The organism is Corallococcus sp. NCSPR001, from assembly GCF_017309135.1.
Lineage (GTDB): Bacteria > Myxococcota > Myxococcia > Myxococcales > Myxococcaceae > Corallococcus.
Window position 1 is genome coordinate 4,660,262 of record NZ_JAFIMS010000002.1, and the last position, 14,737, is coordinate 4,674,998.

The 14,737-nt window shown below is 71.4% G+C and carries 12 protein-coding genes; 8 read left to right on the top strand and 4 right to left on the bottom strand.

Going from position 1 to position 14,737, the window contains the following annotated elements; genetic code table 11:
• Positions 1 to 74: 74 nt before the first annotated feature.
• Positions 75 to 1,400, top strand: a complete 1,326-nt coding sequence (locus JYJ93_RS21055; RefSeq protein ID WP_206793965.1) for a hypothetical protein — start codon at positions 75 to 77, stop codon at positions 1,398 to 1,400.
• A 45-nt stretch (positions 1,401 to 1,445) separates the two neighbouring features.
• Here the strand turns inward: JYJ93_RS21055 and JYJ93_RS21060 are convergent, their stop codons facing one another.
• Together JYJ93_RS21060 and JYJ93_RS21065 are read right to left on the bottom strand one after the other, a co-directional pair.
• A complete protein-coding gene (locus tag JYJ93_RS21060; protein WP_206793967.1) occupies positions 1,446 to 2,318 on the bottom strand; it encodes a Rossmann-like and DUF2520 domain-containing protein in 873 nt (290 codons plus the stop codon).
• A gap of 2 nt (positions 2,319 to 2,320) precedes the next feature.
• Positions 2,321 to 4,918 (bottom strand): ATP-dependent Clp protease ATP-binding subunit, encoded by a 2,598-nt coding sequence (locus JYJ93_RS21065; RefSeq protein WP_206793969.1) that lies wholly within the window; start codon positions 4,916 to 4,918, stop codon positions 2,321 to 2,323.
• A gap of 216 nt (positions 4,919 to 5,134) precedes the next feature.
• Here JYJ93_RS21065 and JYJ93_RS21070 point away from each other — a divergent pair, with 216 nt between their 5' ends.
• From JYJ93_RS21070 to JYJ93_RS21100, 7 genes are all read left to right on the top strand, one after another.
• Positions 5,135 to 5,833 (top strand): YIP1 family protein, encoded by a 699-nt coding sequence (locus JYJ93_RS21070; RefSeq protein WP_206793970.1) that lies wholly within the window; start codon positions 5,135 to 5,137, stop codon positions 5,831 to 5,833.
• The gene (locus JYJ93_RS21075; protein WP_206793972.1) at positions 5,830 to 7,155 is read left to right on the top strand and encodes a TolC family protein; all 1,326 of its coding nucleotides are present in this window, start codon (positions 5,830 to 5,832) and stop codon (positions 7,153 to 7,155) included. Before JYJ93_RS21070 ends, JYJ93_RS21075 begins: the two co-directional genes overlap by 4 nt.
• Positions 7,152 to 8,405, top strand: coding sequence for an efflux RND transporter periplasmic adaptor subunit (locus tag JYJ93_RS21080; RefSeq protein WP_206793983.1), 1,254 nt, complete (start codon positions 7,152 to 7,154; stop codon positions 8,403 to 8,405). The genes JYJ93_RS21075 and JYJ93_RS21080 overlap by 4 nt, the downstream gene beginning before the upstream one ends.
• Positions 8,402 to 9,163, top strand: a complete 762-nt coding sequence (locus tag JYJ93_RS21085; protein WP_206793984.1) for an ABC transporter ATP-binding protein — start codon at positions 8,402 to 8,404, stop codon at positions 9,161 to 9,163. The genes JYJ93_RS21080 and JYJ93_RS21085 overlap by 4 nt, the downstream gene beginning before the upstream one ends.
• Positions 9,160 to 10,398, top strand: coding sequence for an ABC transporter permease (locus JYJ93_RS21090; RefSeq protein ID WP_206793986.1), 1,239 nt, complete (start codon positions 9,160 to 9,162; stop codon positions 10,396 to 10,398). Before JYJ93_RS21085 ends, JYJ93_RS21090 begins: the two co-directional genes overlap by 4 nt.
• Before the next feature lie 4 nt (positions 10,399 to 10,402).
• Positions 10,403 to 11,632: an ABC transporter permease gene (locus JYJ93_RS21095; protein ID WP_206793987.1), complete on the top strand. Its 1,230-nt coding sequence runs from the start codon at positions 10,403 to 10,405 to the stop codon at positions 11,630 to 11,632.
• 84 nt (positions 11,633 to 11,716) lie between these two features.
• Entirely contained in the window at positions 11,717 to 12,295 is a 579-nt protein-coding gene (locus tag JYJ93_RS21100; RefSeq protein ID WP_206793989.1) for a GNAT family N-acetyltransferase, read from the top strand.
• A gap of 3 nt (positions 12,296 to 12,298) precedes the next feature.
• On the opposite strand, the gene JYJ93_RS21105 is transcribed toward JYJ93_RS21100, so the two are convergent.
• Together JYJ93_RS21105 and JYJ93_RS21110 are read right to left on the bottom strand one after the other, a co-directional pair.
• Complete coding sequence (locus JYJ93_RS21105; RefSeq protein ID WP_206793991.1) at positions 12,299 to 13,927, bottom strand: tetratricopeptide repeat protein; 1,629 nt, start codon at positions 13,925 to 13,927, stop codon at positions 12,299 to 12,301.
• A 281-nt stretch (positions 13,928 to 14,208) separates the two neighbouring features.
• A complete protein-coding gene (locus JYJ93_RS21110; protein ID WP_206793993.1) occupies positions 14,209 to 14,622 on the bottom strand; it encodes a hypothetical protein in 414 nt (137 codons plus the stop codon).
• Between the last annotated feature and the right edge of the window lie 115 nt (positions 14,623 to 14,737).

Genomic DNA, 14,737 nt, shown 5'->3' on the forward strand with positions numbered 1-14,737 from the left:
CGACCACAAATCGTAGTCACGAACGCGTTTTTCACGGTAAGGGAACGCGTCGCATTCCCCACAGGAACCTTCCCATGACCGAACCCGCCGAGCCCCAGGGGCTCCCCGTCCCGCAGCACGTGCACAATGCGCAGCTCCAGCTCTCCGCCGCGTTGGAGAAGGCCAGCGGCGCGCCGGTCGACCTGACGAAGGCGCCGTGGGCGGACGTGGAGACGTCGGTCATCCAGCTCCTGGGCGGCCGGTTCGACCCGAACAACCCGAACCACCAGGGCGCGGCGCTGGGCCTGGCGGGCGGCTTCGCGCTGCGCCTCATCACCGAGCACCAGGCGTTCTGGTTCCCCAACCGGGACTCGCCGGAAGGCGCCTCGCTGGGCTTCCCCGAGGCCATCATCATGCTGTCCCCGTTCGGGGCGGTGATGGACGCGCTGGCGCAGGGCAAGTTGACGCGGCTGGACGACCTGGCCGCCGACATCCGCCGCTCGCTGGGGCAGGTGAAGTTCGGCACCAACCCGGCGCAGGCCCTGGGTGGCGGTCAGCCCCAGCGGCTGGGCCCCCAGGACTACCAGCGCCTGTTCGACCCGGGCTTCCTCCAGTTCATCGTGGTGGATCCGGCCAAGACGAAGCAGGCGCTCGAGGCGAAGACGGACGCGCTGGCGCGCGACGTGCGTGACGCGCTGGGCCGCACCCAGCCGCCGCTGCCGCCGGAGGCCCGCCAGCAGTTCGAGGGGCAGATCGTCACGTCGCTGCAGCGCATGGAGCAGGGCAAGTCGCTGGCGGATCAGGCCGAGCGCGCCCCGCGGCTCGCGGAGCTGCTGACGCACCTGGTGGCGACGGTGGGCGGCACGGGCTCCGCGCCGGAGGAGTTCTGGCACGACGTGGTGCTGCCGCTGCTGTTCATCGGCACGCCCGCGAGCTTCCCGCCGCTGGATGACGACGAGCTGGAGGCGTTCAAGCAGGGCGCGGATCCGCTGGCGCTCTTCGTGGACGTGGTGCCGCACTCGCACCGCGCGCCGGACGAGGGCCTGCTGGGCGCGTTCGAGATGTCGGAGATCGGCCTGGTGCACCCGGCCTTCCAGAAGGTCGGCGCGCTGCGGCTCATCCGCATCAATCCGGATCGGCTGAAGCCGATGCTGGAGAAGTACGACCCGAACGCGACCATGGACGCGGTGCAGCGCTTCACGGCGCACGTGTCCCAGGCGGCGGGCAAGCCGGCCGCGGAGTCTCCGCAGGGCAAGGAGATGCTCCAGGCGGCGCTGACGCTGCTGGCGGACCTGAAGCGCTCCGTGGCGGTGGGCGGCGACGTGTGCCTGCGCCGCCTCACGGAGGCCGAGGCCGCCTCCGAGCAGGCGCTGGCCATCGTGCGCCGCGCGCTGCAGAGCCCGCGCATCATCCTCACCTAGTCCGGTGGGAAGGGCGCGCGTCCGGGGCCACCGGGACGCGCGCCGTCACTTCTTCGCGAGCAGGGCTTCCAGCGCGGCACGGGGCTCCGGGCGGAGCCGATCCGAGGCCAGCCGCAGGGCCCGCCGCGACAGTTGCGCGTAGAGCGGTGCGATGTCCGTGGGCAGGGCCGCCAGGTGCGCCGCGACGACGCCCGCGTCCCCCCGGACGATGGGGCCGGTGAGCCCACCCGAAAGGCCACGCGCCTCGATGCCTCTGAGTGCCGAGCGCATCAACGGCAGCAGCGCCTTCAAGGCCGCCTCGGGGTCGATGCCCGCCGCGCCCAGTGCGCCCACGGCCGCGTCCGCGAGTGCCACCAGTCCACCGGCGCTCAGCACCGCGCCTGCGTGGTAGGCGGCCCGGTGCGACTCCGGCACGTCGAACATCGCGAAGCCCACGTCCTCCGCCATGCGCTGGAGCACGGCGCGCAGGGCAGGGGAGCGCGTGCTGATCGCGGCGGTGTGGCCCGCGAGCGAGTCCTTCGCGGAGGACACCGCGCAGAGCGGATGGAAGGAGCCCACCGCGCGGCCCCGCTGCGTGCCCAGCGCGGAGAGTGGCAGGGCGCCCGCGGTGTGCACCAGCGCCACCGTGCGCGGGAGCTCGCGGGACAGGGACTCGGACACCGACGGCACCACCGCGTCCGGAACACACAACACGCAGACGCGAGCCTTCTTCAGGTCCGCGGGCGTCGCGGGCTTCAGGCCCAGGGCCCGCGTGCGCTCATGGCCCGCGTCGTCGCGCGAGTACACGCGCACGGGCCAGCGCTTCGCCTGCAACGCCAACGCGAGCGCACCACCGAGCCGCCCCGCGCCAACGATGACCACGGAGACCCGACGCGCCTTCGCCGTACCGCTCCGCGGGCTCCGGCCTCGCCGCGCCACCGTCAGGCGGCGTCCCGGGCGAACTGGAGCTGACCGGCCTGCACGGCCACGCGCACGCGGTCTCCCGCGCCGAACTCGCCGGAGAGGATGCGCTCCGCCAGGGGGCCTTCCACCAGCCGCTGCACCACCTGGCGCATCGGCCGCGCGCCCAGCATCGGGTCGAAGCCGCCGGACTTGAGCAGGTGCCCCACCACGTCCGTGCCCGCCGTGTAGACGATGCCGCGCTCCGTCGCGAGTCGCTTGCTGCTCTCCGCCAGGATGAGCGTGGCGATCTTCGCCACCTCCTGCTCCGCCAGCGGACGGAACGGCAGCCGCTCATCGATGCGGTTCCACAGCTCCGGCGGCAGCGCCTTGCGCGCGGTGTCCGACGCCAGGTCCAGCGCCTTGCCCTCGGCCGCGTCCGCCGCGCCGAAGCCCACCGCGCGGCCCGTGCGGCTGAACGCCTCCGCGCCCAGGTTCGTGGTCATCACGATGACCGTGTTCGAGAAGTCGATGTGCCGGCCCTTGCCGTCCGTCAGCCGCCCCTCCTCCAACACCTGGAGCAGCAGCATCTGCACCTCGCGGTGCGCCTTCTCGATCTCGTCCAGCACCACCACCGACGACGGCCGGCGGCGCACCGGCTCCGTGAGCTGCCCGCCCTCACCGAAGCCCACGTAGCCCGCGGGCGAACCGATGAGGCGCGACACGCCGTGGGACTCGGACATCTCGCTCATGTCCAGGCGCACCAGCGCGTCCCGGTTGCCGAACAGCACCTCCGCCAGCGCCCGCGCCATCTCCGTCTTGCCCACGCCCGTGGGGCCCAGGAAGAGGAAGCTGCCCATGGGGCGGCGCGACGCGAAGCCGGCGTAGTTGCGGCGGATGACCCGGGCAATCCGCACCACCGCGTCGCCGTGGCCAATCACGCGCTCCGCCAGGTCGTTCTCCAGCCGGAGCAGCCGCGCGGAGTCGTTCATCAAGAGCCGCTCTTCCGGCACGCCCGCCAGCTTCGCCACCACGCGCGCCACGTCCGCGGCGTCCACCCGGTGCTTGCCCTCGCGGTGGCAGCGGCTGCCCGCCAGGTCCACCACGCTGATGGCCTTGTCCGGCATGAACCGGTCCGTCACGTAGCGGCTCGCCAGCGACGCGGCGGCCTCCAGCGCCTCCGGCAGGTAGCGCAGCGCGTGGTGCTCCTCGTAGCGCCCGATGATGCCCTGGAGGATCTGCACCGTCTCCGGCACCGACGGCTCGTTCACCACCACCGGCGTGAAGCGGCGCTCCAGCGCCGGGTCCGCCGCGATGAACTTGCGGTACTCGTCGTGCGTCGTCGCCCCGATGCAGGGGAACTCGCCGCGAGCCATCGCCGTCTTCAGCTCGTTGGCCGCGTCCTGCGGGCCCTCACCCGTGGAGCCCGCGCCCACCAGCGTGTGGATCTCGTCGATGAAGACCACCACGCGCCCCTCGGCCCGCCGCACCTCTTCCTTCAGCGCGTTGAGCTTCTCGGAGAACGAGCCGCGCAGCTGCGTGCCCGCGACCAGCGTGGCCATGTCCAGCTCGACGAGGATCTTCTCCGCCAGCGTGCCGCGAAGCCCCAGCAGGCGCTGCGCCACGCCCTCCACCACCGCCGTCTTGCCCACGCCGGGCTCACCCAGCAGGCACGGGTTGTTGGTGCGGCGCTTGCCCAGGATGTCGATGACCTCCTCGACCTCCCGCGCGCGGCCCACCACCGGGTCCAGCTTCCCTTCGCGGGCGGCCTGGCTCAGGTTGCGGCCCAGCGACGTGAGCATCGGGAACGCCTTGGCGTCCAACGTCAGCGGCTGCCCCTTGGCCTGCGAGGGCGATGCGGACGGACGCGTCACCGGAGCCTGGGGAGCCTGGGGGGCCACCGGCGCGGAAGGCGGAGGGGCGGGCGGCGTCGCGCGGGCCACCGGGGCGGGCGGCGCCATGCGCGGCATCGCCGGGGGCGGGGCTTCCGCGACGGCGTCCTGCGTCACGTCGTCCTCGTCCACGTCAATCAGGTCTCGCGGCGACAGCGCGGGCGTCGAGCGCGCGGCCGGCGGAGGGGTCGTCACCGGGGGCGTCATCACCGGCGCTGGTGGGGGCGCCGGGCGCGGCACGCTCAGCGCGAACGTGGAGGAGGGGAGGGGAGACGGCGGCGCGCCCACCGGGCGGCTCACCGGCGCGCGCGTGGCCACCGCCTGGCCATAGCCCGGCTGGAGCCGGCGCGGCAGGCCACCGCTGGTGGAATAGGCGAGCGCCGTGTTGGACAGGGAGATGAGGTCCAGGCCCGTGCGCCCCAGCAGGTCGCTCGCGGCGCAGCGCTTGCGGATGATGGCGATGAGCAGGTGCAGGCAGTCCGCCTCCCCCGCACGGAAGGTGCTGGCCAGCTCGCGGGCGCGCGCGGTCAACTCCTGCACCACGTTGCCCGTCTCCGCCGGGGCCTCCGTGATGAGCTGGAGCAGCGCGTCCTCGTCCACGCCCTTCTCCTTCAGGAGGAGCTGGGCACGGTTCTCCACCGTGAAGAGCGCCAGCAACACGTGGGCCGACGTGGGCTTCTGGGCGACGCTGCGGGCGATGTCATGCGCCTCATGGAGAACCTGGGCGAGATCCGTGCTGTCGACCATTCATGCTCCGGCAAGCGTCCAGCCGAGCGGAATACACCGTCCGCCGCTCCGCCGCAAAATTTAGGCTACAGACCGCTACAGGATGGATGCAAGGCAGGATAAACCTTGGGGCGCCGCCGGATTTCGTTTGGCTGCCCGCCCGTTTCCCGACTGAATTCAAGGGACCGGGCAATCACTCCGGGAGGGCTGCGTAATCCGCCCTGAGACCCCATCCCTATGACCTCCCTTGTTCAACCGGCGCGCATCTTCGTGGACCCCCTGGGGGGCACGCGCGCGGCCGTCGAGGCCCGGCGTTGGCTGTGGCCGCTCCTCATCCTCGCCTTCTGCGTCGCCATCTCCGGCACCGTCTTCGCGCTGCGCTGGGACGCCACCGCCTCCATCGTGAGCGCCCTGCCCACGGACTCGACCGCGTCCAGCGTGTCCGAGTCCGACATCGCCGAGCAGATCCAGACGGCGTCGCGCAAGGCGCTGGTGGGCGGCATCGCCAACGGCCTCATCGTGATGCCCCTGATGGTGCTGCTGCTCGCGTGCATCCTCTGGGTCACCGCGTGGCTCTTCAACAAGCCCGCGTCCTTCGGGCAGCTGATGGCGGCGGCCTCCGTGGCGCTCTTGCCCATCGCGCTGTACCACCTCATCTACGCGGTGTGCGCGGCCTGGCAGCACTCGCTCACCGACCTGCGCGCGGCGCGGCTCGTGCCCTCCAGCCTGGCCATGCTGGACGGCCTGTCGCCGAAGATGCAGCGCGTGCTCAAGGGCGTGGATTTCTTCAACCTGTGGAGCGTGGGCCTGCTGGGAGTGGGCTTCTCCACCGCCACCGGCATGCGCCTGGGGCGCGCGCTGGTGCTCATCGGGGTGATGTACCTCATGTACGTGGGCGTCTTCTTCATTGGCTTGCCTGCGGGAGGTGCGCAGTGAGCGCCTTCCTCGTCGTCGCGACGCTGCTCACCGCCACGCCCATCACGCTGGAGGAGACGCGCCAGCTGGGCCGCAAGAACACCCAGGCGCTCCAGGCCGCGCTGGATGTCGCCGTGGCCCAGGAGGACCAGCGCGTGGCGCGCTCCGGCCTCCTGCCGCAGGTGCAGCTCAACCTGGGCCCCAGCCTGGACTACGTGGGCCAGCGACGGCAGGTCTTCACCGTCCCCATCAGTGAGACGGAGACCGTCACGCGGGAGGTGGTGGCCACCTCCAATACGGCGGACAGCTACTTCGCGTCCGTGGGCCTGTCGCAGGTCATCTACAACCGCGGTCTCTGGAAGCAGCTGGAGCAGGCCGGCGTCAACGTGGACGCCACGCGCAACCAGTCCATCGAGGAGTCGGACACCTCCGAGCTGGAGGCCATCCGCCGCTTCTTCAACCTCTTCCTGTCGCAGGCCTCGCTGGACGTGCTCAAGGCGACCGCGCAGCGCAGCGAGGAGCAGCTGGAGCGCGCGCGCGCCCTCTTCACCGCGGGCCGCGTGGGCAAGTCCGAGGAGATCGCCGCGCAGGTCAACCTGGGCAACGACCGCATCAACGTCGTGCAGCGCCAGAACCAGCTGGTGGCGGACCAGGTGCAGCTGGCCGTGTGGCTGGCGCGCCCCGGCACGGAGCTGCTCCAGGCGGTGGACCCCGGCGTGTTCCAGCAGGAGCCCGCGCCGGCGCCCGCCCTGGATGACGCCCTCAAGCAGGCCCGCGAGCACCGCGCCCTGCTCAAGGCGCTCCAGCAGCGCGTACAGGTGGCGCAGCTGCAGCGGGCCATCGTGCAGGGGGACTACATCCCCCGCGTGGGCCTGTCCGCGCGGTACTCGCACAACAGCCAGGCCCCGGGCCCGTTCTTCAGCGAGCCCGGCTACGGCAACATCTTCAACGGTAGCATCAACCTGACGTGGGACCTGTTCAACGGCTTCGCCACGAACGCCCAGTCCGCGCGCGCCCAGGTCAACATCCGCAAGGCGGAGCTGACGTTCGCGCAGACGGCGCGGGAGCTGGAGGCGGAGGTGCGCCGCTCCCACCAGGTGCTGGAGGGCCAGATCGCCTCCGCGAAGCTCGCGACGGACAACCGCGCGGTCGCCCAGCAGGGCCTGGCGCTGGCGGAGGAGCGCTTTCGCGCGGGCGCCGGCTCCACGCTGGACGTGCGAGACGCGCAGCTCAAGTTGACCCAGGCGGAGCTGGTGTTGCTCCAGAGCCGCATCGATGTCGAAATCGCCCGCTATGCCCTGTTCCGGGCCATGGGCACGCTGAACCCGGGAGAATCACAATGACGTGGTGGAAGGCGGCAATCGCCGGCGCGCTGTTGCTGGGAGCGGTGGCCATCACCGTGGGCGGCCTGCGGGACCGGCCGCCCCCGACGCAGGAAGTCCAGATGGCCAAGGCCCGCAAGGGCACCATCACCCGCACCATCACCGGCGCGGGCAAGGTGCAGGCGGCCACCACGGTGAAGATCTCCTCCAACCTGTCCGGAGACCTGGTCTCCCTCAAGGTGAAGGACGGCGACGCCATCACCAAGGGGCAGGTGCTGGGGCAGATCGACAAGCGCTACTACGAGGCGGCCGTGAAGCAGGCCACCGCGTCGCGCGACGCGGCCCGCTCGGAGGTCCAGGTGGCGGACGTGGACGCCGTGCGCCAGCGCGCGGAGCTGGGCCGCGTGAAGGGCCTGGCGGAGAAGGGGCTCGCGTCCGCCGCGGAGGTGGAGCAGTCCCAGGCGGTGGTGGACACCGCCGAGGCGCGCCTCGCCGCCGCCCGGCAGCGCGTGGCCCAGAGCAGCGCCGTGCTGGAGCAGGCCTCCACGGACCTGGCGCGCACCACGCTCCTGTCCCCCATCGACGGCAACGTGATTGAACTGTCGCGTGAAGTGGGCGAGCGCGTGCGCGGCTCCGACTTCTCCGAGGACGTGGTGATGACCATCGCCGCGCTCAACCAGATGGAGGTGAAGTTCGAGGTGGGTGAGCACGAAGTGGTGCACCTGAAGTACGGCCAGCCCGCGGAGGTGACGCTGGACGCGCTGGAGGGCCAGTCCTTCACCGGCACCGTGGTGGAGATCGCCCAGAAGGCCACCATCAAGAACCCGGGCACGGAGGCCGAGGTGACGAGCTTCCCCATCACCGTCGCCCTGGACGCGCGTCCGCCGGGCGTGCTCCCCGGCATGAGCGCCGAGGCGCGCATCAGCGCGGAGACGCACAACGACGCGGTGCTTGTGCCCATCCAGGCCGTCACGGTGCGCGCGGAGCGCTCGCTGCCGGACTACCAGGCGCCGGTGGAGGGCACGTCCCTCACCGCCAAGCGCCGCACGGAGGCGCTGGCCAAGGTCGTGTTCGTGGTGGACAACGACAACAAGGCGCAGGTGCGCCGCGTGCGCACCGGCATCGCCTCCGACACGGAGCTGGAGGTGCTGGAGGGCCTGCAGGTCGGTGACCGCGTGGTGGAGGGCCCCTACCGCACGCTGTCCAAGGAGCTGTCCCACGGGGACGCGGTGCGCGAGCCGGAGAAGGCCGCGGCGAAGGGCAAGTCGTGACGTCGGCCCCTGCACCGGACGCCGGCCCCCTCATCCAGGTGGAGGGGCTCACGCGGGCCTTCTTCGTGGGCGGTGAAGAGGTGCGCGCGCTGCGGGGCGTGTCCTTTGGCATCCAGCGGGGGGAGTGGGTGGCCATCATCGGCCAGTCCGGCTCCGGCAAGAGCACGCTGATGAACGTGCTGGGCTGCCTGGATACGCCCACGAGCGGCCGCTACATGCTCAACGGCAAGGACGTGTCGCGCATGGACGACGACGACCTGGCCGTCATCCGCAACGTGGAGATCGGCTTCATCTTCCAGACGTTCCAGCTGCTCCCCCGCGAGACGGCGCTCGCCAACGTGGAGCTGCCGCTGGTGTACCGGGGCATGGCCGCGAAGGAGCGGCGCGAGCGGGCGAAGGCGGCGCTGGACAAGGTGCAGCTCACGCACCGCATGCACCACCGGCCCAACGAGCTGTCGGGCGGTCAGCGCCAGCGCGTGGCCATCGCGCGGGCGCTGGTGTCGGAGCCGTCCATGCTCCTGGCGGACGAGCCCACGGGCAACCTGGACTCGGCCACGGGCGAGGAGATCGTCAAGCTCTTCGAGCAGTTGCACCGCGCGGGGCACACGCTGGTGCTCGTCACGCACGAGCCCAAGCTGGCCGCCAGATGCCCCCGGGCCATCCGGTTGAGCGACGGGGAGATCGTCGCGGACGGGCCGGGGCCGGAGGTGGCGATGGGCGGCGGGCACGGGGTGGTGACGCAAGCGGGCACCGCATGAGCTTGGGGCGGGTCTTCCGCGTGGACGTGCTGGAGGGGGCCCGCATCGCGGTGTTCTCCCTCCAGGCGAACCGGATGCGCACAGTGCTCACGACGCTGGGTATCGGCATCGGCGTGGCCACGCTGCTCGCCATCGTCGGCATCATCCAGGGGCTCAACTCGTCGTTCGAGAAGCAGTTGGCCACGCTGGGCGCGAACACGGTGTTCATCTCCAAGTACCCCTGGATGATCAAGGGGAACTGGTGGATGTACCGCAACCGGAAGAACTTCACGCTGGAGCAGGTGGCGCAGCTGCGCACCCAGGCGGACTTCATCACCGCCATCTCCCCGGCGGTGATGCGCATGTCGGACGTGGCGCACGGCGCCCTCCAGGTCTCCAACGTGCGCATCAACGGCGTGTGGAGTGACTACCAGGCCATCGGCAACTACGAGGTGGTGTCCGGACGCTTCCTCACCCGCGCGGACGAAGAGGTGAACCGGGCGGTGACGGTGCTGGGCGCGGACGTGGCCGCCTCGCTCTTTCCCAGCATCAGCCCGCTGGGGCAGACGGTGCGCATCGACGGGCGGCCCTTCCAGGTGGTGGGCACGCTGGGGCGCAAGGGGAAGGTCGTGGCGGAGAACATGGACCTGTCCGTGTTCATGCCCTTCAAGACCTTCAACTCGCACTTCGGCAAGGGGCGGCCCATGCAGATCGCCATCGCCGTGGCGGACGCGGGGCAGATGGCGAAGGTGGAGGACCAGCTGGTGGGTATCATGCGGCGCGTGCGCGCGACGCCGCCGGGCCAGGCGGACGACTTCAACGTCAACCGGACGGACTCGCTCGCTGCGACCTACGAGCAGCTCACCGGCGCGCTCTACGCGGTGGCCACGGGCGTGGGCCTCATCACGCTGCTGGTGGGCGGCATCGGCATCATGAACATCATGCTGGTGTCGGTGCGGGAGCGGACGCGGGAGATTGGGGTCCGCCGGGCGCTGGGCGCGCGCCAGCGCACCATCGTGCTCCAGTTCCTGATGGAGGCCTCCAGCGTGTCCGCGGTGGGGGGCCTGCTGGGGACGACGGTGGGGCTGGGCACGGCGAAGATCGTGTCCCTGGTGACGCCGCTGGCGGCGGACGTGCGCCCCAGCACGGTGGTGGGCGGGGTGGCGTTCGCGGCGCTGGTGGGCCTGCTGTTCGGCATCTGGCCGGCCGCGCGGGCGGCGAAGCTGGACCCGGTGGAAGCGCTCCGCTACGAATAAAGCGATGCGGGCCTTCCTGGACAACCTTCGGCTGGCGCTGGGCACGTTCCTGGGCAACCCGCTGCGCTCGCTCTTGACGCTGGTGGGCATCGTCATCGGCGTGGCCACCGTCATCACGATGATGGCCCTGATTGAAGGCCTGCGCGAACAGGTGAACAAGAACCTGGGCAGCCTGGGCGCGCACACCTTCGAGGTGACGAAGTGGCCCACCGGCTTCGGCCGCATCAACTGGGCGAAGTACGCCAAGCGCAAGGACCTGCGCGGCGATGACGTGCGCGCCATCGTGGAGTCGTGTCCCTCGGTGGGGGCGGCCACGCCCACGTCCCAGGAGTGGGGCAAGAAGCTGACCACGGCGTTCCGGGAGACGCCCCCTTCGGTGAGCGTCCTGGGCACGGAGCCCACGTACCTGGAGACGAGCGGCGTCGTCGTGTCGACCGGCCGCTTCTTCAACGAGACGGAGACGCTGGATGGCCGCCCGGTGATGGTCATTGGCGTGGACCTGGCGGACACGCTCTTCCCGGGCATGAACCCGGTGGGCTCCGAGGTGCGGCTGCAGGGCCGGCCGTTCCAGGTGATTGGCGTGCTGCAGAAGCGCGGCAGCGTCATGGGGATGGCCAGCCAGGACAACCAGGCCATCGTGCCCATGCGCGCCTTCCAGCAGTTCTACGGCAAGAACCGCTCGGTGGAGATCGACATCCAGGCGCGCGACGGAGAGTCGTTCCAGAAGGCGCAGGATGAGGTGGTGAACCTGATGCGCCGCCGCCGGGGCCTCACGCCGCAGGAGGCGAATGACTTCGAGCTGCACACCAACGAGTCCATGACGGCGTCCTTCAACGAGCTGTCGCAGGTCATCGCGTTCGCGGGCGTGGGCGTGTGCCTGCTGTCGCTGGTGGTGGGCGGCATCGGCATCCTGAACATCATGCTGATGTCGGTGACGGAGCGGACGCGGGAGATTGGCATCCGCAAGGCGCTGGGCGCGCGCCGCCGCCGCATCCTGGGCCAGTTCGCCACGGAGGCGGTGATGCTGTCGCTCGTGGGCGGCGTGCTGGGGTTGGGGCTGGGCTTCGGGTTCGTCTTCCTGGGCAAGTGGGTGCTGCTGTTCCCCATGAGCGTGCCCGTGTGGGCCGTGGCGCTGTCCCTGGGGATGAGCTGTGGCGTGGGGCTCGTCTTCGGCATCTACCCGGCGTCGCGCGCGGCGCGGCTGGATCCGGTGGAGGCGATGCGCGCGGAGTAGGGCGCCGGGGATGGGTGACGCACGGGCGGAGGCCTCCCGCGCCATGGCGGTGATGGCGCCCACCCGGTAGGGTGCCCGCACCGCATGTCCCTCTCCTACGCCACGCTGCCGCTGCCCGTCGTCCCCGCGCCGTTCCGGGTGCGCGTCTTCACCCCCGAGGACATGGACGGCGTCATCGCGCTGTACTCGCATCCGGAGGTCGCTCGGAGCCTGAACTTCACGGTGCCGGTGCTCCGCGAGACGCTGCACCAGAAGCTGACCGGCGACCTGGAGGCGATGCGCCAGGGCAAGGGCATCCGCTGGGTGCTGTCGAAGGACGAGGACCCGACGCCCCTGGGCTACCTGACCCTCTTCAACTGGAGCCCGAAGGACCGCCGCGCGGAGGTGGGCTACATGGTGGGGCACTCACTGTGGGGACAGGGCGTGATGACGGGCATCCTGCCCGCGCTGATCCGCTTCGGCTTCGAGCAGCTGAACCTGCACCGCATCGAGGGCCTGGTGAACGTGCGCAACAGCGCGTCGGCCAAGGCGCTGACGCGCGTGGGCTTCCAGCAGGAAGGCGTGATGCGCGGCTACCAGGCCGACGGGAACGGGGGCGGGTTCAACGACATCCTCCTGTTCGCGCTGCTCGAGGACGCCTGGCGCGCGTCCGTCGCGACGTAGGCCTCACGGCAGGTCGCGCGCGAACTGTTCGCGGTAGCGCGCCTGGAGCGTCTTCAACTGGCGGGTGCCCCGGTACTCGCGCGCGAGCAGGTGCCACGCCTCCGTGCGCGAAGGCTCCAGGGCGATGACCCGCTCCAGGTGCTTGCGTGCACGCGCATGCGCGCGCGTGTTCGTCGCCAGCACGCCGAGCAGCAGGTGCGCCTGCACCGCATCCTCCCGGAACGCGAGCACCCGCTCACAGGCGGTGCGCGCGGAGCCCAGGTGCCCCTGGAGCAGGTGCAGCTCGCATTGCAGGAGCGTGACGGAAGGGCTCGCCGGATACGACCGGGCCAGCGCGGCGATGCGCTCGCGCGCGGGCCCCGAGGAGCCGGCATGCAGCAGCGCCTCCACGTCGGACACCGCGCGCACCAGGGCGCCCTCGCGCGCGGCTTCCACGGCAGCGGTGCTCGCATCCGCTATAGCGGGCAGCGCCACCTGTCTCCGGAGGCGGGCCGCCTGTTCCAGCACGGCCGCGGATGCCGCCAGCCCCGGTGCCCGGGCCGCGGTCTGCTCCGCCCACGTCACGCAGTGAGCGCGCAGGAAGAGGGCCGCCAGGTCCGCCCACTGCGCGGGCTCCACGTCCGCACGGGCCTCCAGGTTCGTCCTCGCCGTCACCAGGCTGTCCCGGGCCTCGTCGAAGCGGCCCGCATGCAGGTGGAGCAGCGCGACGTTCATGCGCAGCGAGGGCTCACGGGGAAACCGCGCGATGGCCCGCTCGCAGCGCTCCCGCGTGGCGTCCAGTCCCGGCGTGAGGTGCACGGCGAGGTAGCACGCCAGCAACTGCACGCGCTCGTCCTGGGGATGCCGCACGGCCAGCGGCTCCAGGGCCTCCACGGCCACCTCCGGCCGGCCCGCCTTCTCCAGGGCGATGACCTCCGCCAGCCGCTGCCGCTCCAGCGGTGTCAGCGAACGGGGCGTGCCCTCCGGTCCCAGCACGACGCTGGAGGCGCGCACGCGCTCCGTCCATTCGAGGAGGAAGTCCCGCTCGGGGCCTTCCCAGGCCGGGCCCTTCATGGCCTGCACCGCCACGCGCAGCTCTCGGGCCCAGGCCTTCTGCGCCTCCAGCTCCACGCGCGCCCCGGGCAGGTGCCTCAGCCCCGCGCCCAGCAGCGCGAGCGTCCGCGCGTCGAACCCCGTCTGGCCCGCGTCGTACTTCGGCGACATCCATCCCCGTCCATCGCGCACGTGCGGCGCGCCCAGGGTGTGGGCCCACTCGTGCAGCAGGACCGCCACCTCCAGCCGCTGCCGCGCCTCCACCGGCAGCTCTCCTCCCAGGCCGCGCAGCACGCAGTGCCGTCCCAGCACGCGCGCGAAGCCCAGCTCGTGCTGCGCGCCGCTGAACGTCGCCGGTGCCGCCACCAGGCCCACGACGAGGTCCACGTCCTCGCCCGCGTCCACTTCCTCCAGGGCCTCCAGCACCGGCTCCAGCGGACCGTCCGAGCCGCGCCGCTCCCACGCCCGCGCGGATTCCAGCTCGAACGTGATGCCCAGGGGGCCGCGCACCGACTCGCTCGCACGCTGGAGCCAGCCGGCGACGCTCCGCTCCCAATGAAGCCCCCGCGCACGGTGGTCCAGGTCCGCGTACACGCGCACCCGCAACGGCCTCGCGGTAGGGGCAGGGGAGGAAACCGCGGACAGGGAGCTGCCCGCCCGCGCGTCCTCACGGGAGGATGACGGAGCCGCGCAGCGCAGCCCCAGCACTCCGGCGAGGAGGAGCAGGACCGCCCTGAACCAGCCTGGCGTCCGAAAGGACCCGGGAATCACGGGGACAGGACCTGGCAGGTAGAGGGGGAAACAGCGCCCGCGAACGGGCAGGGGAGGCGGTGGGCCCCACTCAACTGGAGGCTGCCACCGCCCTCACCCGGGGACCTGCCTCAGGCCGCGGCGTCCTCTTCCTTCGAGGGCTCCGTGGCGTTCGTGATCCAGTCGATCGCCTTGTGCTCCCAGTCCGTGTCCTTGGACGCGTCGATGTAGCGCTCCCACTCGTACACGCCGCTCTGCTTGGCCATGCGCACCATCATCAGGCGGGCCACGGTGCTGTCGAGCACCACCGCCGAGCGCACCATTCCGTTCTGCCGGAGCCAACCCATCGCCTGCTTGATGATCTCCTGGGTCTCCGGCGGGTTCGCCTTCTGGCCGCGGATGTCCACCATCAGGCCGAAGGGCCGCCCGCGCTTGATCGCCACCTTGGCGCGAAGGTCCTCGAACCAGGCCTTGGCCTCGGCAGGGGTGATGTAGCCCGGCGCATTGAGCCGGAAGCCGTACTCCGTTCGCAGATTCTCAGCCATGAAACCCCCACGTGGATTTTGTGGTGCACGCGCCAGTCCCGTGCGACTCCGGCTGGATGGCAGCGCGCCCCTGAGCCTACCCCAGTCAGCACGCGCGTGGATCCACTCCTGCCGC